Origin of the sequence: Bariatricus sp. HCP28S3_A7 (assembly GCF_052066375.1) — a bacterium.
Lineage (GTDB): Bacteria > Bacillota > Clostridia > Lachnospirales > Lachnospiraceae > Allocoprococcus.
The window spans coordinates 154,870-175,999 of record NZ_JBQHSG010000004.1 but is presented as its reverse complement, the minus strand read 5'-3'; the positions used below and the strand labels follow the sequence as shown (position 1 = coordinate 175,999).

General features: G+C 43.9%; 20 protein-coding genes. 19 read left to right on the top strand and 1 reads right to left on the bottom strand.

Annotated features, from left to right (window positions below; translation table 11 throughout):
- Window positions 1-2: 2 nt before the first annotated feature.
- From addB to ACTNA4_RS04525, 7 genes are all read left to right on the top strand, one after another.
- The gene (gene addB / locus ACTNA4_RS04555) at window positions 3-3,338 is read left to right on the top strand and encodes a helicase-exonuclease AddAB subunit AddB (protein ID WP_441028729.1); all 3,336 of its coding nucleotides are present in this window, start codon (window positions 3-5) and stop codon (window positions 3,336-3,338) included.
- Window positions 3,339-6,983, top strand: coding sequence for a helicase-exonuclease AddAB subunit AddA (gene addA / locus ACTNA4_RS04550; protein WP_441028727.1), 3,645 nt, complete (start codon window positions 3,339-3,341; stop codon window positions 6,981-6,983). It abuts the gene before it with no gap.
- Window positions 6,980-7,246 carry a DUF1294 domain-containing protein gene (locus ACTNA4_RS04545; protein ID WP_427806234.1) on the top strand — a complete coding sequence of 89 codons (267 nt, stop codon included), beginning with the start codon at window positions 6,980-6,982 and terminating at the stop codon, window positions 7,244-7,246. The genes addA and ACTNA4_RS04545 overlap by 4 nt, the downstream gene beginning before the upstream one ends.
- A 181-nt stretch (window positions 7,247-7,427) precedes the next feature.
- Window positions 7,428-7,751, top strand: a complete 324-nt coding sequence (locus tag ACTNA4_RS04540; RefSeq protein ID WP_427806235.1) for a PadR family transcriptional regulator — start codon at window positions 7,428-7,430, stop codon at window positions 7,749-7,751.
- On the top strand, window positions 7,748-8,467 hold the full coding sequence (locus ACTNA4_RS04535) for a DUF1700 domain-containing protein (RefSeq protein WP_427818855.1): 720 nt from the start codon (window positions 7,748-7,750) through the stop codon (window positions 8,465-8,467). Before ACTNA4_RS04540 ends, ACTNA4_RS04535 begins: the two co-directional genes overlap by 4 nt.
- On the top strand, window positions 8,467-9,333 hold the full coding sequence (locus ACTNA4_RS04530; RefSeq protein WP_441028725.1) for a DUF4097 family beta strand repeat-containing protein: 867 nt from the start codon (window positions 8,467-8,469) through the stop codon (window positions 9,331-9,333). Before ACTNA4_RS04535 ends, ACTNA4_RS04530 begins: the two co-directional genes overlap by 1 nt.
- Window positions 9,334-9,378: 45 nt before the next feature.
- Window positions 9,379-9,570: a PspC domain-containing protein gene (locus tag ACTNA4_RS04525; protein WP_427806238.1), complete on the top strand. Its 192-nt coding sequence runs from the start codon at window positions 9,379-9,381 to the stop codon at window positions 9,568-9,570.
- A gap of 42 nt (window positions 9,571-9,612) precedes the next feature.
- On the opposite strand, the gene ACTNA4_RS04520 is transcribed toward ACTNA4_RS04525, so the two are convergent.
- On the bottom strand, window positions 9,613-9,888 hold the full coding sequence (locus tag ACTNA4_RS04520) for a DUF3343 domain-containing protein (RefSeq protein WP_441028723.1): 276 nt from the start codon (window positions 9,886-9,888) through the stop codon (window positions 9,613-9,615).
- A gap of 113 nt (window positions 9,889-10,001) precedes the next feature.
- Between ACTNA4_RS04520 and ACTNA4_RS04515 the strand changes: the two genes are divergently transcribed.
- From ACTNA4_RS04515 to pyrE, 12 genes are all read left to right on the top strand, one after another.
- Window positions 10,002-10,199, top strand: a complete 198-nt coding sequence (locus ACTNA4_RS04515) for a small, acid-soluble spore protein, alpha/beta type (RefSeq protein ID WP_427806240.1) — start codon at window positions 10,002-10,004, stop codon at window positions 10,197-10,199.
- Between the two features lie 126 nt (window positions 10,200-10,325).
- Window positions 10,326-11,024 carry a WecB/TagA/CpsF family glycosyltransferase gene (locus ACTNA4_RS04510; protein WP_427806241.1) on the top strand — a complete coding sequence of 233 codons (699 nt, stop codon included), beginning with the start codon at window positions 10,326-10,328 and terminating at the stop codon, window positions 11,022-11,024.
- A gap of 159 nt (window positions 11,025-11,183) precedes the next feature.
- Entirely contained in the window at window positions 11,184-12,272 is a 1,089-nt protein-coding gene (locus ACTNA4_RS04505) for a PucR family transcriptional regulator (RefSeq protein ID WP_427806242.1), read from the top strand.
- A 16-nt stretch (window positions 12,273-12,288) separates the two neighbouring features.
- On the top strand, window positions 12,289-12,975 hold the full coding sequence (gene ftsE, locus ACTNA4_RS04500; RefSeq protein WP_427806243.1) for a cell division ATP-binding protein FtsE: 687 nt from the start codon (window positions 12,289-12,291) through the stop codon (window positions 12,973-12,975).
- A complete protein-coding gene (gene ftsX / locus ACTNA4_RS04495) occupies window positions 12,965-13,876 on the top strand; it encodes a permease-like cell division protein FtsX (protein WP_427806244.1) in 912 nt (303 codons plus the stop codon). Before ftsE ends, ftsX begins: the two co-directional genes overlap by 11 nt.
- Window positions 13,877-13,904: 28 nt before the next feature.
- On the top strand, window positions 13,905-15,023 hold the full coding sequence (locus tag ACTNA4_RS04490) for a murein hydrolase activator EnvC family protein (RefSeq protein WP_427806245.1): 1,119 nt from the start codon (window positions 13,905-13,907) through the stop codon (window positions 15,021-15,023).
- 33 nt (window positions 15,024-15,056) lie between these two features.
- A complete protein-coding gene (locus ACTNA4_RS04485; protein WP_441028721.1) occupies window positions 15,057-16,256 on the top strand; it encodes a S41 family peptidase in 1,200 nt (399 codons plus the stop codon).
- Window positions 16,257-16,364: 108 nt separating this feature from the next.
- Complete coding sequence (locus tag ACTNA4_RS04480) at window positions 16,365-17,642, top strand: dihydroorotase (protein WP_427806247.1); 1,278 nt, start codon at window positions 16,365-16,367, stop codon at window positions 17,640-17,642.
- Between the two features lie 30 nt (window positions 17,643-17,672).
- A complete protein-coding gene (pyrF, locus tag ACTNA4_RS04475; RefSeq protein ID WP_427806248.1) occupies window positions 17,673-18,599 on the top strand; it encodes an orotidine-5'-phosphate decarboxylase in 927 nt (308 codons plus the stop codon).
- A 115-nt stretch (window positions 18,600-18,714) separates the two neighbouring features.
- Window positions 18,715-19,497: a dihydroorotate dehydrogenase electron transfer subunit gene (locus ACTNA4_RS04470; protein ID WP_427806249.1), complete on the top strand. Its 783-nt coding sequence runs from the start codon at window positions 18,715-18,717 to the stop codon at window positions 19,495-19,497.
- Window positions 19,498-19,508: 11 nt separating this feature from the next.
- Window positions 19,509-20,411 carry a dihydroorotate dehydrogenase gene (locus tag ACTNA4_RS04465; RefSeq protein WP_427806334.1) on the top strand — a complete coding sequence of 301 codons (903 nt, stop codon included), beginning with the start codon at window positions 19,509-19,511 and terminating at the stop codon, window positions 20,409-20,411.
- Between the two features lie 37 nt (window positions 20,412-20,448).
- Complete coding sequence (gene pyrE, locus ACTNA4_RS04460; RefSeq protein ID WP_427806250.1) at window positions 20,449-21,129, top strand: orotate phosphoribosyltransferase; 681 nt, start codon at window positions 20,449-20,451, stop codon at window positions 21,127-21,129.
- The last annotated feature ends 1 nt before the right edge of the window (window position 21,130 follow it).

Here is a 21,130-nt window from a genome sequence, read left to right as displayed (position 1 = left end):
TCATGTCTCTTCAGTTTATTTTTGGAAATTCCGGATCCGGAAAATCTCATTATTTGTATGAATATATTATCCGGGAATCAATACGGTTCCCGGATAAAAATTATATTGTACTGGTTCCGGAACAGTTTACGATGCAGACACAAAAGGAGCTGGTCATGCGTCATCCAAGACATGGGATTATGAATATTGATGTGCTTAGTTTTGCTCGTCTTGCATTTCGCGTGATGGAAGAAACAGGGGAAAGTGGGCGTAAAGTACTGGATGACGAAGGAAAGAATCTGATTCTGAGAAAGATAGCCGGAAAGCTGGAACCGTCATTAAAAGTTATCAAAGCTAACCTGAAAAAACCGGGTTATACCAGTGAGGTAAAATCGGTTATTTCAGAACTGACACAATATAATATCCAGCCGGAAGGAATGGGGCCTTTATTCGATGCGGCAGGTGACAATATGAGCCTTTTGCTGAAACTAAAGGATATTCAAACGGTTTATTCGGCATTTGAACAGTATCTGGCTGATCAATATATTACGAAGGAAGAAATTCTGGATGTGCTCAGCCGGGTGATGGGAAAATCACGGATATTGAAAGACAGCGTGATCGCCCTGGACGGATTTACCGGATTTACACCGGTACAGAATAAGGTCCTGAGTGAAATGCTGACATATTGCAGCAAAGTCTGCGTGACGGTTACTATGGATGAGCGTGAGAATCCTTATGTGTTAAAGGACAAGTATCAGCTTTTCTCATTAAGTAAGCAGATGGTGAAATCACTCATAGAACTGGCACAGGAAAAAGAGGTTTTGGTGGAAGAGTCGGTCTGTCTTTATAGCAGGCCGGTTTATCGTTTCCGCTGTAATCCTGCGCTTGCACATCTGGAATCAGAAGTGTTTCGGCATGCTCAAGAGAAGTATCAGAAAAAAACGGATCGTGTCCGCTTGTATCTGGCGCATAATCCGGCAGATGAAGTTATGTGTGCGGCTCAGAGGATTCGCTTTCTTGTGCGGAAGAAGGGCTATCGGTATAGAGATATTGCCGTGATTGCCAGTGATATGAATGTTTATGCTGACGAAATCGAAAAGAACTTTGCAAGATATCATATTCCGGTATTCCTGGATTATAAGAGAAATGTACTTCTGAATTCTTTCGTGGAATATGTGCGGAGTCTTCTTGGAATTGCAGAACAGAATTTTTCCTACGAGAGTGTATTTAGGTTTTTGAGAACCGGACTTGCAGGATTTACATCAGGTGAAGTGGATCTGATGGAAAACTATGTCCTTGCACTTGGAATCCGTGGGTATAAGAAATGGCAGGAAAAATGGATCAGACGCAGTGCGCAGACGACAGAAGAAGACCTGGAGACACTGAATCATTTGCGGGTGCGTCTGGTGGAAAAGATGGACGGACTGATGTTTGTGCTGAAGCAGCGTAAAAAAACGGTGAAGGATGTGACGACCGCACTCTATGAATTTCTGGTACAGGAGGAAATGCAGCAGAAGATAAAGGTTCAGGAGAACCAGTTTGCGGAGGCGGGGGAGCTGGCACTGGCAAAGGAATATTCGCAGATTTACCGGGCTGTCATGGAGCTCTTTGATAAGTTTGTTGGACTTCTTGGAGATGAATATATTTCACTCAAGGAATATTCAGAACTTCTGGATGCCGGGCTCGAGGAGGCGAGAGTGGGAGTGATTCCTCCAAGTCTGGACGAAGTAATGGCGGGTGATGTTGAGAGAACGCGTTTGAAGAATATCAAGGCTCTGATTTTCCTGGGAGCGAATGATAATCTGGTGCCGGGGATTATGCCTACGAAGGGACTGATCACCGAGCATGACAGGGAGCGGTTCGAGAATGCCGGAATCACTCTGACACCGGGAACGAAAGAAAAAACCTGTATTCAGAAGTTTTATCTTTATCTTCATATGACGAAACCTACGGAAGAACTGACTGTCAGTTTCAGCAAAGTTTCGGCAGAAGGAAAAAGTCTGCGTCCTTCTTATCTGATCGGGGAGCTTAAGAAGATTTTTCCGGAAGTACCGATTTATGATATGGATCAGTATGGACCGGAAGTGCTGGAACTGGTGCCGGAGCTAGGAATCGATTATCTGATTGAAGGATTGAGAAAGCCCCAGCGGCAAAAAGATGGAATATGGCAGGAGCTATATCGCTGGTATTTGAAAGATGAGAGATGGAAAAAGGATGTGGAAAGGCTGGTAAATGCGAGCAGGTATCGGAAACGGGAAGATTCACTGGCGAAAGAGACGGCTGAAAAGCTCTATGGGCCCTGGGATCCGAGTGTATCCAGAATGGAGAAATTCGTTGCTTGTGCCTGTGCACATTTTATAGCTTACGGGCTCCGGCTTAAGGAGAGAGAGGAATACCGCTTTGCAGCGCTGGATTTCGGAAATATATTTCATTCAGCAATGGAGAAGTATGCTCTTAAACTGGAGAAAGAACAGGAAGGGTGGACGGAAATATCTGAAGCGGATAGTCGAAAACTGATCGAGGAAAGCGTGGACGAGAGTATTGTGGATTACAGTAATACGGTCCTTTATAGTTCTGCGCGTAATGCTTATATGATTCCACGTATCAAACGGATGATGCGCCGGACGGTGTGGGCGATGACCAGACAATTGGAAAAGGGACAGTTTCGGCCGGAAGGGTATGAGGTGCGATTTGGCAGCGGAAAAATAGACCGGATCGACACCTGTGAGACGGAGGATTCTGTTTACGTGAAAATTCTCGACTACAAGACCGGAACAAAAACTTTTGATATGGCAGCGTTTTACCATGGACTCCAACTGCAGCTTGTTGTATATATGGAGGAAGCATTGAAGCTGGAAGAGAGAAAACATCCGGGAAAAAGGGTTGTACCTGCAGGAATCTTCTATTATCGGATTAAAGATCCGGTGGTGGAGAAGCAGATCGATCAGGAGAAACTGGAAGAGGCAATCATGAAAGAATTGCGTCTGGATGGACTGGTCAATGCAGATGAGGCAGTGATTCAGAAGCTGGATCAGGATTTTACGGCGGGATCCAGCGTGATTCCAGTATCGCGAACGAAGAATGGATTGTCCAAAACATCCAAGACCGTGAATGATGAAGAATTCAGAGAGATACTGGATTATGCGGCAAAGAAACGGAATGATCTGCGGGAAAAGATGTTGAGTGGAAATGCAGAAGCGGCGCCTTACGAGATGGGAAAACAGACAGGGTGCGATTATTGCATATATAGGGAGATCTGCGGATTTGATGACCAGATTCAGGGATATGAGTATCGGAATCTTCCTGTATATACCAGAGAAGAAGTGTTGCATAAAATATCCGGAAAGGGGGAACGATAGATGGGCGTGACGTGGACGAAGGAGCAACAGCAGGTTATTGACTTGAGAAACCGGAATATCCTGGTTTCGGCGGCGGCCGGTTCCGGAAAAACAGCGGTTCTGGTAGAACGTATCATTAGCCGTCTGACGAAAGAGACTCCTCCGCTTGATATTGACCGGATGCTGATCGTGACTTACACTGATGCTGCAGCAGCGGAAATGAAAGAACGTATTGCGGCGGCAATCGGAAAAGCAGTGGAAGAAAATCCACAGGATGAACATTTAAAGCATCAGCTTGATCTGATACATACTGCCAGGATCACAACGATCCACAGTTTTTGTATGTCTGTGATCCGAGAGTATTTTCATGTGATCGATCTGGACCCGGGATTCAGGGTGGCGGAAGACGGAGAATTGCGCCTTTTGAGGCAGGATGTCTTAAAAGAAATGCTGGAAGCACATTTTGCCGAAGAAGATGAATTGTTTCTCCAATTTGTAGAGACATTTGCAACTGGACGGGAAGACACGAAACTGGAAGAGATTATTGAACAGTTGTATCATTTTTCAGGGAGTTATCCGGACCCGGATGCCTGGCTGGATCAGTGTGTGGCGGCCTATCAGTCAGGGATGGAAGAAGACTCGGAATTTATGAAAAGGGGATTTGCCTATATTCAAAACTGTCTGGGAGACATTCGCGCGTATATGGAAAAGGCGAGAATGCTTTGTAATGAGCCTTCCGGCCCGTATATGTATGAAAAAACGATCGATGAGGATGAACAGATACTGAAACCTCTTTTTGCGGCGGACACTTATGAGAAGATGTGGCGAGTGTTCCCGGAGAAAGGAAGTTGGGCACGTCTTGCACCGAATCGTGACAAAGAAGTGGATCCGGAGCTTACCGGTCAGGTTAAAGAGCTGAGAGAGACGTGGAAGAAACTGATCGAGAATCTGCGAGAAGGCTATTTTTTCCAGAGCCCGGAGGGGATGAAAGAGGACCTCGCGATGTGTTTACCTGTTGTGACTGTACTTGTGAATCTGGTGAAAGAATTTGAAAGGGCATTTGCGGAAAAGAAGGCGGAAAAGAATCTGATTGATTTTCGGGATATGGAGCAGTTTGCACTCAAAATTCTGACCAGAAAGGAAAATGGGTATCTGGTTCCTTCGGAGACTGCCCTGGAATATCAGGAACAGTTTGAGGAAGTTATGATCGATGAATATCAAGACAGTAACTTTCTTCAGGAAGCGATACTGACCAGTGTTTCCAGAGTAAGCAAAGGAGAAAATAACCTTTTCATGGTGGGGGATGTAAAGCAGAGTATCTATCGATTCCGACTCTCCAGACCGGAACTTTTTATGGAAAAGTTTGAACATTACAGTACAGAGGACGGAGATTGCCGTCGAATTGATCTGCATAAGAACTTTCGAAGCAGAGCGGAGGTGCTGGAACCTGTCAATGGAATTTTTCGTCAGATTATGACGAAAAATCTGGGGAAAATTGAATATGACGATCACGCGGCCCTTTATGTAGGAGCGGACTACCCGGATTGTCCGGGCAATGAGGCGGAACTATTACTGATTGACACGCAGGAGGAAGAAGAAGGACAAATTGAAGGAACGCGACAGAAAAAATCTGTGCAGACAGCGCGGGAAATGGAAGCGAAGGCGGTGGCTGAACGGATTCATTTGTTGATGGACAGTCAGAAAATCTGGGATAAGGATGCCCAAACATTCCGTAAGGTGGAATACCGCGATATCGTAATTCTCTCGAGAAGTATCAGCGGATGGGCAGATGTATTTGCGCGAGTTTTAAGTCAGGAAGGTATTCCCGCGTATACAGAGTCGAAGGAAGGGTACTTTCAAACGCTGGAGATTGGGTGGATGCTGGATTACCTCCGCGTTCTGGATAATTTCAGGCAGGAGCTGCCTCTTGCGGCGGTCCTAAAATCTCCATTTGGCGGCCTAAGCAATGAAGAAATGGCGGAAATTCGTGTTATGTTTCCGGAACAGCCGTTTTATGACTCCGTACGGATGGTGGCAAATATAGAAGGAGAGACTGGTGCGAAACTTCGAAGAGTCTTGAAACAGATCGAGGATATGCGGAGTCGTATCCCATATACCTCGATTCATGATCTGCTCTGGCAGATCATGACGGAAACCGGATATAGGGGATATATATCTGCCATGCCGGGCGGAGAACAGAGGCTGGCGAACCTGGAGATGCTTCTTGTAAGGGCAAAGACGTTTGAGGCTACCAGTTATAAAGGATTATTTCATTTTGTCCGATACATTGAACAGCTTCAGAAATATGAAGTGGACTATGGCGAGGCGGGCATTTACGATGCACAGACGGATGCGGTGCGTATCATGAGTATTCATAAAAGCAAGGGTCTGGAATTTCCTGTCGTTATTGTTGTAGGCATGGGAAAGCGATTCAATACTCAGGATATCCGGGGAAGCGTTGTGATTCATCCCGATCTGGGAATCGGGATCGATGCGGTTGATTTGACGAGACGTACGAAGTCTCCGGCAATTTTGAAAAAAGTGATTCAGATGGAAACCGGACTGGAGAATCTGGGAGAGGAACTGAGAGTCCTTTATGTTGCGATGACAAGGGCAAAAGAAAAGCTGATTATGACAGGAGTCATTCCGGGAGCCCAAAAGAAACTGGAGATACTCGATACATTTTTGGAAGAAGGACAAGACACGCTGGAATTCACCAGACTGATCGGAGCAAAGACTTATCTGGACTGGGTAATTCCGGCAACCCTGAGACTGCATGAATCGGATTCTGTGCAGGTCCAGGTGATATCACCTTCAGATCTTACTGCTATGGAGGCGGAAAGGAGCCTGGAAGAACAACTGGATGCATCATTGATGCTGCAGGAAGTCACAAATGAAGGCAGCCCGTTTGCGAGCCACGATGAGGCGTTTGCAGCCAGAATTGCCGAACAGTTCACTTATCAGTATCCATATGAGGGTGAAGAACAGCTTAAAATGAAATTTACTGTTTCTGAATTGAAAAAACGTGCATATCTTTTGGGGGAAGAAGAAAACGGAGAGATGCTGGTGGAAGAGGAAGATGTGGTGCCGTTGATCCCTGAGTTTTTACAGGAAAAAGAGGAACTGACAGGGGCATCCCGGGGAAGTACCTATCATAAATTGCTGGAACTTCTGGATTTTACGAAGGAGTACGATGAAGAAGTGCTCCGAAAAGAAATCGATTATTTCCGGCAGCAGGGATTTCTGACGAATGAGATGGCCGCATGTATCCGGCCGGATGATATTTTGCATTTTCTGGATACTGATATGGGAAAAAGAATGAAAAAAGCGGCAGGATGCGGCAGACTTCATCGAGAGCAGCCTTTTGTATTCGGGATTGATGCCAAAGAACTTTATCCGGACACTGCTTCTGGGGAACTGGTGCTGATTCAGGGAATTATCGATGTGTATCTGGAAGAAGATGATGGACTTGTGGTGCTTGATTATAAGACGGATCAGGTGAAATTTGGAAGAGAACTGGTGGAAAAATATCAGGAGCAGCTTCGGCTTTATGCCAGAGCACTGGAACAAATGACATTAAAAAATGTAAAAGAAGAAGTGATTTATTCCTTTACGCTTGGTGAAGAAATTCTGCTGGTAGATCAGGAAGGTAGACTGGAAAAATGATTTGGAAAGAAATAGTGATATATCTGATCGTGATCAATATGCTGACATTCTGCGTGTATGGAATCGATAAGAGAAAGGCAATCAGAAAGCAATGGAGAGTTCCGGAAAGAACGCTACTTTTCCTTGCGGTGATCGGAGGATCAATCGGAGCGTTGGCTGGAATGCAGGTATTCCGACATAAAACGCGACATTTAAAATTTAAACTAGGAGTACCGGGGATTCTGGTTGTACAGGTGATTATTCTGTATTGCGTTATGAAATAAAAATCGAATTGGACGATGAAAAAAGCATTTTTACCGAAGAAAACAGGGTGAGAGTGCTTTTTTATTTTTGAAATAATAATGTATTGACAAACAATATTATACGGTATATAATATAAGTATAAAAATAATATAAGGGATCGAATAATATTGCAGATTCTAAAATAGAAAAAGGAGTGAGAGCATGGTATTTAACACCGGAGCGGCTCTTCTGGATGCCATTGTATTGGCAGTAGTTTCCAAAGAACAGCAGGGAACGTACGGATATAAGATAACCCAGGATGTAAGGAAAGCCCTGGAAGTATCGGAATCGACACTGTATCCGGTATTGAGGAGACTACAGAAGGATGAATGCCTGGAAGTATATGATATGCAGTTTGACGGAAGAAATCGACGCTATTATAAAGTGACGGATAAGGGAATGGCGCAGCTTCAGCTTTACCGGGCAGAGTGGAAGAAATACTCGCAGAAGATTACTGATATGTTCGAGGGAGGAGTGAACTTATGACACGCGTAGAATTTATGAATGAGCTGCGTGCATTGCTTTGGGACTTGTCCGTGGAGGAAAGAGAAGAGGCATTGCAGTATTATAATGATTATTTTGATGATGCAGGCGCAGAGAATGAAGCTGACATTATCAAAGAATTGGAAAGTCCGAGGAAGGTAGCCGAGACGATCAAAGCAGGTCTTGGCGGACAGAACGAATTTCATAGTGAATACAGGGAAACCGGATATACAGATACCCGATTTGAAAAGAATGATTCTCCGGCGAAAAGAGAAGGATACCGAAGCACGGGACGTAGAATGAGCGAAAGTGATTATAGGGAGAAAAAACCCTGGACGAGTAAGACACTGAAGATTATCCTTATCGTTTTAATCGTTCTGATCGGAGCACCGTTCGTGATACCGGCGGTGGTCGGAATCCTTGCGGCGATCCTTGGAATTCTGATTGCGATCGTGGCAGTGGTTGCAGCAGTCCTTGTATCTGGGGTTGCGGTTTCCGTTTCTGGAATCGGGATTGCAGCAGTGGGATTTACGCAGATCTTTCATTCGGCACCGGTGGCTTTGGCATTGATTGGCGCCGGACTGTTGGTACTTGCATTAGGCATTATGCTGACAGCATTGATTGGCTGGATCTGTGCAAAAATCGTCCCACCGGTATTCCGTTGGTTTGTAGAACTTTGCAGAAAACCATTTCTAAGAAAGAAGGGAGGGGCCTGCTAATGAAAAGAGGATGGAAAATATTCTGGATCGTTATTGCGACGATTGTAGTGATGGGATTGATATTCTGCGGAGCGGCTTTGGTGCTTGGATTCCGTATCCATGATTTACGGAAAGAATATCCGAATGGAATTGTGCTGTTTGGAGACGATGATATGGAATGGGATGATGATCCGCTGGAAAATGAATATCTGAATCCGGAAGCAGCGATGGAATATGATGATATCACAGAGCTTGAGATGATTCTTGGTGGTTGTGATGTGGAACTTGTTCAGGGAACAGATGAAAAGCTGCGAGTCGATACATCGAAACTTACTTTTGGAGACACGGGAGTCAGTATCAGAATGCAGACAAGCGGCAGTAAATTAAAAATTTATATGGAAAAAGGAAATCAGATCTGGGATGTTTGTAAAATCAAGAACAAGAATCATGGGTTTGGAATACTTTATATAGAAGTTCCGGCATCGGTAAGAATGGAAAACATCACATTGCATGCGGGTGCGGCAAATGTAATGGCAGATGGGCTTTATGCGAAAAAAATGGAATTGAAGATCGGAGCGGCGGACTGCGATATTCGAAACGCTGATGTAGATAATCTTGTGGCAGAAGTGGGCGCCGGAGATCTAGAAGTGGAAGGAACATGTAACGGAGATGTTGATCTGAAATGCGGGGCTGGAGAAATGGATCTTGATCTTTGCGGAAATGAAAAGGACTTTAACTACTCTTTGAAATGCGGAGCTGGAGAAATTGAGATTGCCGATCAGGAATACGGTGGACTGGCAGTTGCCAGGGAGATTGACAATGGAAGCAGCAAAACGGTTGAGATCGTCTGTGGCGCCGGAGATGTATCAATAACATTTGTACGATAAACATTGGCCTGTAAGGGAAAAATTGTAAGGAAAGGAGAAAGAAAAATGGAACAAAAAAAATTATACAAGTCAAGAGAGAACAGAATGATCTGTGGGGTATGCGGAGGTATAGCGGAATATTTTAATATTGATCCGACGTTGATCCGGCTTGGAGGTGCACTTCTTGCATGTATGAGTTGCGGAACCGGACTTCTGGTATATTTTATAGCAGCAGTGATTATTCCGGAACAGCCGTAAAGAATCATAGAATAGCGGAATGGTTTTATGGCAGAAGACCTGTCAGAACGAGAGAAGCTTCTCGAAGGGTCTTCTGCCATTTTCGCGTCTCGTCTGCATTTTATATAACGTTCCATGCAGGGGGAGCGTGCGACAAAAAGTGAGAATGGAGGTTTCGTCCGGATCCAGAAAACGAATTGCAAGACCGCAGCCACTGTGAAATTCTCCGGGCACTGGCATGATCGTAATCGCAAAATGTTCTTGGATTTGTTTCTCTGCATACATGACATCAGCATTGGTTTCGAAGGTCAGTATATAGTATTCCTGTTGTGACAGCATATGTGGGACCTCATTTCTTATCAGATATAATGTTATTATAAAGCATTTTTGTGTGAAAAGACAGAATAAATCTGATAAAGTAAGGAAATACTCCATGAAAAGGAGAGATCATGATGGCTGGTAAGAAGCAAAAAAAGATATGTCGTGAAGATATTGAACGGATGGAGACAGAAGAAAAGATTAAATACGAAATTGCCGAAGAACTAGGACTTCTGGATAAAGTTCTGGAAGACGGATGGAGATCGCTGTCTGCGAAGGAGACCGGTAGAATCGGAGGATTGATGTCGAAAAAGAAAAAAGAAGGGGAGTAAGTTTACAATATTGTTAAGAAATATGAATAATTAGAAATAACTGTGAATATTTTGCTACTTTGGTTGAAAAAATGCAGTGGGTTTGATATAATCGCTTGACTGAAAACTTGAAAACAGGTGAGTTTTATGGATGGAAAAATGAACGTGTTAAATGTGCAGTTGGATGATTATACAGCAAAAGACGCGATGAAGGCAGTCACGGAATATATGCACACAGAACCTGTAAATACGGTTGAAATCTTGACAGTGGATATCCTTATGAAGGCTGCTCAGACAGAAGGCCTGAAAGAAGATATCGAGCAGCTTGATCTGGTGATTGCAGGAGATGAATCGATTCTGGAAGCGGCAGAAGTGACGGAAAAGAAAAAGCTTCAGGAAGCGCATAATCAGGTGTTTATGAAGCTGGTGTTCCATTATTTTCATAAAAATCGTTCGCGCGTTTTTTTACTGACAGATTTGCCGGAAGAGACACAGAAGCTTGAGCAATTTTTACAAAGTGAATATACGGGGATTCAGATTGCCGGAACGGCATGTGTGCCGGAAGATGAGAGTGCAGATGATCTGATTACAAATCAGATTAACGGTGCGGAGGTGGACTGTGTGTTGTCCAGCATGGTTTCTCCGAAACAGGAGGAGTTCATCCGGCGGTGTAAGAACCTGCTCAATACTCGGCTCTGGCTGGGAATCGGAACAGAGTCTGGAATTATGACACAGAAAGAAACATGGAGAGTGCGGTTCAGAGAATTCTTGATACGTAAGATCCTGAAACGTGAAGTGGAAAAGGACAAGAAAAAAGTTAGTAACAATTTCCAACTTGAAAAATAAATATTTATAAAAAAATAACTGAGGAAATGCATAAAAAAATGTGATTTCCTCTTTATTTTTTTGTTGATTTGTATTAAAGTATAGTATAAGTATATATGCATTTCCATGTTTTCGGGGGAACGCTGTTGTGTAAAATGTATAATTGGAGGAGAAGAAAGTATGATATCAAATCAGATATTGCAAAACACAATTGAAGGTTTAAAAGCAATTACGAGAATAGATTTGGGAGTGATGGATACAGACGGCAAGACTCTTGCCACAACTTTTACAGAACCAGGTGACTATGGAAACGCAGTGCTTTCTTTTGTGGAATCTCCTGCGGAAAGTCAGGTAATACAAGGTTTCCAGTTTTTTAAGATTTATGATGAGCATCAGCTTGAATACATTTTGATTGCCAATGGTGGCAGTGAAGATGTCTATATGGTTGGGAAGATTGCTGCTTTCCAGATTCAGAACCTGCTGGTTGCATATAAGGAGCGGTTTGACAAGGATAATTTTATTAAAAATCTGTTGTTAGATAACCTTCTTCTGGTCGATATTTATAACCGCGCCAAAAAATTACATATTGACACTGAGGTGAAACGTGTTATCTTTATAGTTGAGACTTCTCACGAAAGAGATATCAGTGCGCTCGACAGTCTTCGTTCTGTTCTGGGTGGAAAGAGCCGGGATTTTATCACAGCTGTAGATGAAAAAAACATTATCGTTGTCAAAGAATTGGGAGCAAATGACGGTTATCCGGAAATGGACAAGACAGCGCATGAGATTCTGGATCTTCTCAAGTCAGAAGGGGAAGAGAATGTCCGCATAGCGTATGGGACGATCGTGAATGACATCAAAGAAGTTTCAAAATCTTATAAAGAAGCCAAGCTGGCTTTGGATGTGGGAAAGATTTTCTTCGATGAGAAGGAAGTGATTGCTTACAGTGCTCTGGGAATCGGACGACTGATCTATCAGCTGCCAATTCCGCTCTGCAAGATGTTTATCCGTGAAATTTTTGAGGGGAAATCTCCGGATGAGTTTGATGAGGAAACTCTTACGACAATCAACAAGTTTTTTGAGAACAGCCTGAACGTTTCCGAGACATCCAGACAATTGTATATTCACAGAAATACTCTGGTATACCGCCTGGATAAACTTCAGAAGAGTACAGGACTGGATCTTCGTGTGTTCGAGGATGCAATCACATTTAAGATCGCACTTATGGTTGTCAAATACATGAAGTATATGGAGACACTGGAGTATTAATAATTAGGAGGAGCATATGATAGAACTGAAAGAAGTTACGAAAGAATACTCGAAGGGTATTGCCGCGCTGAATGGGATCAATCTGACGATCGAACAGGGCGAATTCGTATTCATTGTAGGTGACAGCGGATCCGGAAAATCCACTCTGATTCGTCTTCTGATGAAGGAGATTGATCCGACGTCAGGAACGATTATTGTAAACGGGCAGAATCTGAACCGAATGAAGCATCGTCAGATTCCGCAGTACCGAAGAGGAATCGGAGTTGTGTTCCAGGATTTCCGACTGTTGAAAGACCGTAATATTTACGAAAATATTGCGTTTGCGCAGAGAGTTACAGAGAAATCAAGCAGGGTCATCAAAAAGAAGGTACCTGCAGCGCTTTCACTGGTAGGACTTGCACAGAAATATAAAGCATATCCGAAGGAATTGTCCGGAGGAGAACAGCAAAGAGTTGCGATAGCACGAGCTGTTGTGAATGAACCTGCGATTTTGTTGGCCGATGAACCGACAGGTAACCTTGATCCGACGAATTCATGGGAAATCATGAAGTTGTTGGAAGAGGCGAACGAAAGAGGAACTACAGTACTGGTAGTTACTCATAACCAGGAAATTGTGAACGAGATGAAAAAGCGCGTTATTACAATGAAAAAGGGGGTCATTGTCAGCGACGAACGAAAAGGTGGGTATAGAAATGAGAATTAGTACAATTGGATATTCGGTGAAGCAGGGAGTCAAAAATATCGGAAGAAATAAGATGTTCTCTCTGGCATCTATTGCTACCATGTCGGCTTGTATTTTTGTGTTCGGCCTCTTTTTTGCAATCGTAATGAACTTTCAGTATATCGTACACAAAGCAGAAGAAGGTGTGGCAATCACAGTTTTCTTTGAAGAAGATGCGACGGAAGAACAGATTGCTGATATTAAAACGGAGCTATTGGCCAGAGATGATGTCAGCAAAGTAAATTATATATCAGCCGATGATGCATGGGAATCTTTTAAAGACGACTATTTCGGTGAAGATGCACAGGAGGCGGCAGAGGGATTCAAGAATGATAACCCGCTTGCAACTTCAGACAGTTATGAAGTTTTTATGGATGATGTGGCTTCACAGAAAGAAGTGGTTGAATTCGCAAAATCACTTCCGGGTGTGCGGAAAGTCAACAAATCGGATCTGGTTGCAAATACTTTGAACAGCATTAACCGTCTGATCTATTGGGTATCTGCAGCGATCATTGCCATTTTGCTTGCAGTGTCTGTATTCCTGATCAGCAATACGGTTACAATGGGTATCACCGTGCGGCGAGAAGAAATCGCAATTATGAAATATATCGGTGCGAAAGACAGTTTTGTACGTGCACCATTTATTTTTGAAGGTGTACTGATCGGACTGGTAGGAGCGGCAATCCCACTGGCAATGTTGTATTTCCTGTATGATAAGGCGATTAATTACGTCCTTATGAAGTTTGAACTACTCAAGAATATACTGGATTTTCTTCCGGTTGCACAAGTATATAAGACACTTTTGCCCGTGGGACTGGCGTTAGGAATCGGAATTGGTTTCATGGGAAGTTTCTTTACAATCAGGAAACATTTACATGTGTAATCGTGTATAGAGGATTAAGGGGACGAATATGATAAAGAAGAAAAGGTTACTAAGCTTACTTCTGGCCGGAGTTCTGTGCCTGGGAATGGTACAGCCTGTGCGGGCTGATGAGGTCGCAGATGCGAAGAAAAAGCAGGAAGCTCTTGAAGAAGAGAAGAAGAAAGCGGAACAGGAACAGGCTGAGCTGTCGCAAGAGCTTGATTCTATTATGGAAAAAATGCAGAAGACGCAGCAGGATCTATCTGATAAAGAACAGGAAATCAATGTTGCGGAGACGGATCTGGTTGAGGCGAAAGCAAAAGAGAATGATCAGTATGAGAGTATGAAGCTTCGCATCAAATATATGTATGAGAACAATAATACAGAGCTGATCGAGATCCTCGTCACCTCAAAGAGTATGTCGGAGCTTCTGAATAAGATTGAGTATATTCAGCAGGTGACGGAATATGACAGAAATATGCTGAAGGAGTTCCAGAAAATCCGGGAAGATATTGAGAAGAAAGAAGAAGCGCTGAAAGAGGAGTATGCGCAGCTTGAAACGCTCAGAGATCAGCTTCAGAACGAACAGACAGAGATGCAGGCGCTTCTGGATGAAAAGAATATTCAGATTGACAACTTATCTTCTGAAATCAGTGCAAACGCAGATGAATTGAAGAAACTGATCGCTGAAGCGAAAGCAGCGGAAGAGAGAAGAAAGCAGCAGAATCAAAGCAATGTATATCAGCCGAATAACGGTAACAGTCAGATTGTGATTACCGGCAATGGGAAGCTTTCTCATCCGGTTCCCGGAGCTTATATTACCAGTGGGTTTGGTTACAGAGTGGCGCCGACTGCAGGTGCGACGAGCAGACACGATGGTATCGATTATGGTGCAAGCACCGGTACACCAATCTATGCAGCGGACAGTGGTACGGTTATTACTGCTCAGTATAACAGTGCACGAGGTTATTATGTTGTAATCAATCATGGTAATGGGATGCAGACATGGTATCAGCACTGCAGCGCTTTGTATGTGAGTGTGGGAGATAAGGTGTCCCGTGGACAGAATATCGCAGCTGTGGGAGCGACCGGTATTGTTACAGGGCCGCATCTTCATTTTGAAGTACATGTAAACGGTACCCCGGTAGATCCGCTGCTATACTTGTAAACAAATACATAGACAAGTGGAAATAGGAAGAATATGGAAGAAAACTCAAATAAAAAAGAATTTTGGAAGGGCACACTTTGTGGTGCCCTTGCTGTGTTATTAGTGGTCATGATCGGAATGACTGCAAAGAATTATCTGCCGGTAAGCAAGGCGGAGCAGAATGTGGCAAACGGAAAAAGTAAGATCAAATTACTGGATCAACTCATTGAAGAAAAATTCCTCTACTCAGATGAAGTGGATCAGGAAACCCTGGAAGAGGGGGCGTATGCCGGATATATCGAAGCATTGGGAGATCCTTATACGATTTACCGCGATGCGGAGGAGACGGAAAAATATTATAGCGATGTTGATGGAGAATTCTATGGTATTGGCGTTCTTTTCAGCCAAAATACGGAAACAAAGCTCATAACAGCAGTGCATGTATACGAGGACACGCCGGCCGGCAAAGCGGGTGTCCGGGTCGGTGATATTTTGTATGAGGTTGACGGAGTGGATGTAACGGATATGAATCTGGATGAAGTGGTTTCTCTTGTGAGAGGAGAAGAAAACACGGTGGTGAACATTGTTGTGCTCCGGGGTGAGAAGAAAGAAAAAGTGGAAATGGACATCACAAGAGAAAAAATCCAGTCGCAGACAGTGCAGTACGAGATGAAGGAAGAGAAAATCGGATATATCCGGATCACCGAATTTAATAAAGTGACGTATGAACAGTTTCAGACGGCATTTGACGAACTGGAAGGGCAGAATATGAAGGGACTCATTGTGGATGTCCGTAACAATCCGGGTGGGCTTCTGGATGTTGTATGTGAGATACTGGATCAGCTTTTGCCGGAAGGAAAGATTGTATATACCAAAGACAAAGAGGGAAATGAGAAAACGCAGTATTCGGATGAAGAACATCAGTTTACAAAGCCACTTTGTGTTCTGGCTGATCAGAACAGTGCAAGTGCGTCGGAAATTTTTGCCGGTGCCATTCAGGATTATGGAATTGGTACAATCGTAGGGAAGAAGACTTTCGGAAAAGGGATCGTACAGAGCGTTTTCCCAATCAGTGACGGAAGCAGTGTTACAATGACAACGATGGAGTACTATACTCCAAATGGAAGAAACATACAAAAAAAGGGAATTGAACCTGATATTGAAGTGGAGTATCAGTATGATGAAACGAATCCGGATGCTGATAATCAGCTTGAAGCGGCACTGGAGGAGATTCGGAAAAAGCTTGATCAGTGATGTAGAATGAAGAAAATATGAAGGGAATGCCAAAATCGGCATTCACTTTTAAGGTTGTCTATGATAGAATGTTTATGATAACGGGATGTGCAGAAAGGATTAGAAACTATGAAATTACTCATTAAAAATGGACATGTTGTGAATCCGGAAAACGATCTGAACGCCGTACAGGATGTTCTGATAGAGAACGACCGTATTATCAAAGTGGCTGATTCAGTTCGGGATGATGCGGATACAGTGCTTGATGCCAAAGGTATGTATGTCATGCCGGGATTTATTGATTTGCATGTACACCTGAGGGATCCGGGACTTACCTACAAGGAAACTCTGGAAACGGGAGGAATGGCAGCGGCAAGAGGCGGAGTAACGACGATCTGTGCAATGCCGAATACAAGACCGGTTACGGATACGAGTCAGATGATAGAGGAGCTGCATGAACGGGCGGCACATGAGAGCCCGGTTCACGTTATTCAGCTTGGTGCAATCACCAAAGGTCAGCTGGGTGAGGAACTTGCTGACATAAGAGGAATGGCAGAAGCAGGATGTCATGCCATCAGTGAAGACGGCAAGTCGGTTATGAATGCATCGCTATACCGGAAAGCCATGAAGATTGCAAAAGAAGAAGGAATATCCATCTTCGCACATTGTGAAGACATCACAATGGTAGAAGGTGGTGTGATGAATGCGGATGCGAAGGCGAAAGAACTGGGACTTCCGGGAATTACAAATTCAGTGGAGGATGTCATCGTGGCAAGAGATATACTTCTTGCAAAAGAAACTGGTGTGAGACTCCATTTGTGTCACTGCTCGACTCAAGACAGTGTGGAGATGATCCGACTAGCGAAGGCGGAAGGCCTTCCGGTAACCGGAGAGGTGTGCCCACACCATTTTACTTTGTGTACAGATGATATCCGGGAAGATGATGGAAATTATAAAATGAATCCTCCACTAAGGGCAAGAGAGGATGTAGAGGCGCTGAAAAGAGGTCTTGCAGATGGAACTATGGATGTGATTGCTACCGATCATGCGCCACATTCCGCAGAAGAAAAGAATCGCTCCATGGCAAAGGCGGCATTTGGAATTGTAGGACTTGAGACGAGTGCGGCACTTACCTATACAGAGCTGGTGGAACCGGGAATCCTTACTGTCATGCAGATGGCGGAAAAGATGAGCTATAATCCGGCAAAGATTCTCGGCTTAAATGACAAAGGTTCTGTATCTGAAGGAAAAATCGCGGATCTGGTTATCTTCGACCCCGAGAAGGAATATCGGATTGATGTAGAAAAATTTGCTTCGAAAGGGAAAAATACTCCTTTTAATGGATATCCGGTAAAAGGTGAGGTTGCCTGTACAATTGTAGATGGAAAGATTGTTTATCAAAGATAAATACATGAGAAATATGAGGAGAAGACTATTATGATTAACAAATTAGTAGAAAACATTAAAAAAACAGGAGCACCGATTGTGGTAGGGCTTGACCCTATGCTGAATTATGTGCCGGAACATGTACAGAAGAAAGCATTTGCAGAGTTTGGTGAGACGCTGGAAGGCGCTGGTGAGGCAATCTGGCAGTTTAACAAAGAAATCATTGATAAGACATATGATCTGATTCCTGCTGTGAAGCCACAGATCGCTATGTATGAGCAGTTTGGCATTCCGGGGCTTGAAGCATTCAAAAAGACCGTAGATTACTGCAAGACGAAAGGACTTGTCGTAATCGGTGATATTAAGAGAGGCGACATTGGCTCTACATCTGCAGCATATGCAGTAGGGCATCTTGGTAAAGTGCAGGTGGGAAGCAAGACATATGTGCCGTTCGATGAAGATTTTGCAACGGTGAATCCCTATCTTGGATCAGATGGCGTAAAGCCTTTTATTGAGGTATGTAAAGAAGAGAAGAAAGGCCTTTTCATTCTGGTAAAAACATCAAACCCGTCCAGCGGGGAATTTCAGGATCGTCTGATCGACGGACGTCCGCTCTATGAACTGGTTGGAGAAAAAGTGGCTGAATGGGGTGCTGACCATATGGGAGACGAATACAGCTACATTGGAGCGGTTGTTGGAGCAACCTATCCGGAGATGGGAAAAGTCCTTCGTAAGATCATGCCGAAATCTTATATCCTGGTTCCGGGATACGGAGCACAGGGAGGAAAAGGAAAAGATCTGGTGCATTTCTTCAATGAGGATGGATTGGGTGCAATCGTAAACTCATCACGAGGAATTATCGCAGCTTACAAACAGGAGGCATACGCAAAATACGGAGCGGAGAATTTTGGTGATGCTGCCCGTGCTGCGGTAGAAGCCATGGCTTTAGACATTCGTGAGAGCATTGAGCAGCGGTAAAATGGAACCGGGGAGAGTGGAGACTTTACGAGGCTTTGCTGTAAAGGATCCAAGAGTAGGAAAAACAGCTGTGAGCGAAAAAATAGAGAAATCAGAATCAGGAGATAGCATAAAGATGGCAGACAGAAAAAAAGAAAGCGCAGTCATATCTTCACAGGAGCAGATTGCGGATGGCATTTTCAGTATGTGGCTTCAGACTGAAGCGGCGAAGACGGCATGCCCGGGGCAGTTCATTTCCATGTACACGAATGATGGAAGCAAGCTGCTGCCGAGACCGATCAGTATCTGTGAGATTGATCGGGAAAAAGGTGAGCTTCGCGTGGTTTACCGTGTAACAGGTGAAGATACGGGGACAAAACAGTTTTCAGAAATGAAAGCGGGCGATACGGTTCCTGTTATCGGACCGCTGGGCAATGGTTTCCCGCTGGACAGAGGAAAAGGGAAAACGGCATTTCTTATGGGAGGCGGAATCGGTGTGCCGCCGATTTTGGAATTGGCAAAGCAGTTAGATGCCGACAGACAGATCGTGGTCGGCTACCGAGATGAGCATACATTCCTTCGGGAAGAATTCGAACAGAACGGTAACGTATATATTTCGACAGAAGACGGAAGCGTGGGAACCAAAGGCAATGTCATGGATGCAATCCGGGAGAACGGACTTACCGCAGATATTATTTATGCGTGCGGACCGACTCCGATGTTGCGGGCAATCAAGGCTTTTGCGGAGGAACACGGAATCGAATGCTATATTTCCCTGGAAGAGAGAATGGCATGCGGAATTGGTGCATGTCTGGCCTGTGTCTGCAAGTCCAAAGAAAAGGATCATCACAGTAATGTAAATAACAAGCGAATCTGTAAAGATGGACCGGTGTTCTTATCTACGGAGGTGGAAATCTGATGAGTACAGAAATAAACATGAGTGTAAATATAGCTGGCGTAGAATGGAAGAATCCGGTAACAGTAGCATCGGGTACTTTTGGGTCCGGAGCTGAATTTGAAGAATTTGTGGATTTGAACCGACTGGGGGCAGTTACTACAAAAGGTGTGGCAAATATTCCATGGGCGGGGAATCCTACGCCGAGAGTGGCGGAGACCTGTGGAGGAATGATGAATGCCGTGGGACTTCAGAATCCCGGGATTGATTTGTTTTGTAAAAGAGACATTCCATTTTTGAAAAAATATGATACCAGAATTATTGTAAATGTCTGCGGAAAATCAACAGAGGATTATTGTGAAGTTGTAGAACGTCTTGCAGAGGAAGACGTGGATATGCTGGAGATCAATATTTCCTGTCCGAATGTGAAAGAAGGTGGAATCGCATTCGGACAGAACCCGAAAGCGGCTGAGAATATTACAAAAGAAGTGAAAAAATATGCAAAACAACCGGTAATCATGAAGTTGAGCCCAAATGTGACTGATATTTCTGAAATGGCAAAAGCGGTTGAAGCTGGAGGGGCGGATGCCATTTCTCTGATCAACACTCTGACAGGAATGAAGATCGACATTGACCGCAGACAATTTGTTTTGGCAAATAAAACCGGAGGAGTGTCTGGCCCGGCAATCCATCCGATTGCAGTACGAATGGTGTATCAGGCAGCAAATGCGGTACGGGTACCGGTCATCGGTATGGGAGGGATCGCAAGTGCAAAGGATGCCATTGAAATGATACTTGCCGGGGCAAGTGCTGTCTCGGTAGGAACTGCAAACTTCCACAATCCGGCAGTAACGATGGAAATCGTGGATGGAATTGAAGCATATATGAAGAAATATGGTTTTGCAAATGTGAAAGATATGGTAGGAATTGTGAAATAGAGACAGAACAGTGATCAATTTGGAGGATGAATGGATTATGGAACAGTATAAGAAAGAGTTTATTGAATTTATGGTGGAAAGCCAGGTCTTAAAATTTGGAGAATTTACATTGAAAAGCGGAAGAAAATCACCATTCTTCATGAATGCAGGTGCATATGTGACCGGATCCCAGCTGAAAAGGCTCGGAGAATACTATGCAAAAGCAATTCATAACAAATATGGAGATGATTTCGACGTGCTGTTCGGACCGGCGTACAAAGGAATTCCACTCAGTGTTGTAACAGCAGTTGCTTACAGTGAATTGTACGGAAAAGAAGTGCGTTATTGTTCAGACAGAAAAGAAGAAAAGGATCATGGTGCTGACAAAGGAAGTTTCCTTGGAAGTAAACTGAAGGATGGAGATCGTGTGATCATGATCGAGGATGTTACTACATCCGGAAAATCAATGGAAGAGACCGTTCCGAAGGTAAGGAACGCCGCTGAGGTCGAGATCGTTGGCCTGATTGTATCTCTGGACCGAATGGAAGTTGGAAAGGGCGGTGTAAAATGCGCGCTGGAAGAAGTAAAGGATCTGTATGGATTTGATACATCAGCAATTGTTACAATGGCAGAAGTCGTAGAATGTCTTTATAATAAAGAAGTGAATGGACAGGTTGTAATCGACGATACATTGAAAGCGGCAATCGATGCATACTATGAACAGTATGGTGCAAAATAAG

Bases quoted from the DNA above. Each gene is read 5' to 3' on its own strand.
- addB (WP_441028729.1), top strand. From the start codon at position 3: ATGTCTCTTCAGTTTATTTTTGGAAATTCCGGATCCGGAAAATCTCAT.
- addA (WP_441028727.1), top strand. From the start codon at position 3,339: ATGGGCGTGACGTGGACGAAGGAGCAACAGCAGGTTATTGACTTGAGA.
- ACTNA4_RS04545 (WP_427806234.1), top strand. From the start codon at position 6,980: ATGATTTGGAAAGAAATAGTGATATATCTGATCGTGATCAATATGCTG.
- ACTNA4_RS04540 (WP_427806235.1), top strand. From the start codon at position 7,428: ATGGTATTTAACACCGGAGCGGCTCTTCTGGATGCCATTGTATTGGCA.
- ACTNA4_RS04535 (WP_427818855.1), top strand. From the start codon at position 7,748: ATGACACGCGTAGAATTTATGAATGAGCTGCGTGCATTGCTTTGGGAC.
- ACTNA4_RS04530 (WP_441028725.1), top strand. From the start codon at position 8,467: ATGAAAAGAGGATGGAAAATATTCTGGATCGTTATTGCGACGATTGTA.
- ACTNA4_RS04525 (WP_427806238.1), top strand. From the start codon at position 9,379: ATGGAACAAAAAAAATTATACAAGTCAAGAGAGAACAGAATGATCTGT.
- ACTNA4_RS04520 (WP_441028723.1), bottom strand. From the start codon at position 9,888: ATGCTGTCACAACAGGAATACTATATACTGACCTTCGAAACCAATGCT.
- ACTNA4_RS04515 (WP_427806240.1), top strand. From the start codon at position 10,002: ATGGCTGGTAAGAAGCAAAAAAAGATATGTCGTGAAGATATTGAACGG.
- ACTNA4_RS04510 (WP_427806241.1), top strand. From the start codon at position 10,326: ATGGATGGAAAAATGAACGTGTTAAATGTGCAGTTGGATGATTATACA.
- ACTNA4_RS04505 (WP_427806242.1), top strand. From the start codon at position 11,184: ATGATATCAAATCAGATATTGCAAAACACAATTGAAGGTTTAAAAGCA.
- ftsE (WP_427806243.1), top strand. From the start codon at position 12,289: ATGATAGAACTGAAAGAAGTTACGAAAGAATACTCGAAGGGTATTGCC.
- ftsX (WP_427806244.1), top strand. From the start codon at position 12,965: ATGAGAATTAGTACAATTGGATATTCGGTGAAGCAGGGAGTCAAAAAT.
- ACTNA4_RS04490 (WP_427806245.1), top strand. From the start codon at position 13,905: ATGATAAAGAAGAAAAGGTTACTAAGCTTACTTCTGGCCGGAGTTCTG.
- ACTNA4_RS04485 (WP_441028721.1), top strand. From the start codon at position 15,057: ATGGAAGAAAACTCAAATAAAAAAGAATTTTGGAAGGGCACACTTTGT.
- ACTNA4_RS04480 (WP_427806247.1), top strand. From the start codon at position 16,365: ATGAAATTACTCATTAAAAATGGACATGTTGTGAATCCGGAAAACGAT.
- pyrF (WP_427806248.1), top strand. From the start codon at position 17,673: ATGATTAACAAATTAGTAGAAAACATTAAAAAAACAGGAGCACCGATT.
- ACTNA4_RS04470 (WP_427806249.1), top strand. From the start codon at position 18,715: ATGGCAGACAGAAAAAAAGAAAGCGCAGTCATATCTTCACAGGAGCAG.
- pyrE (WP_427806250.1), top strand. From the start codon at position 20,449: ATGGAACAGTATAAGAAAGAGTTTATTGAATTTATGGTGGAAAGCCAG.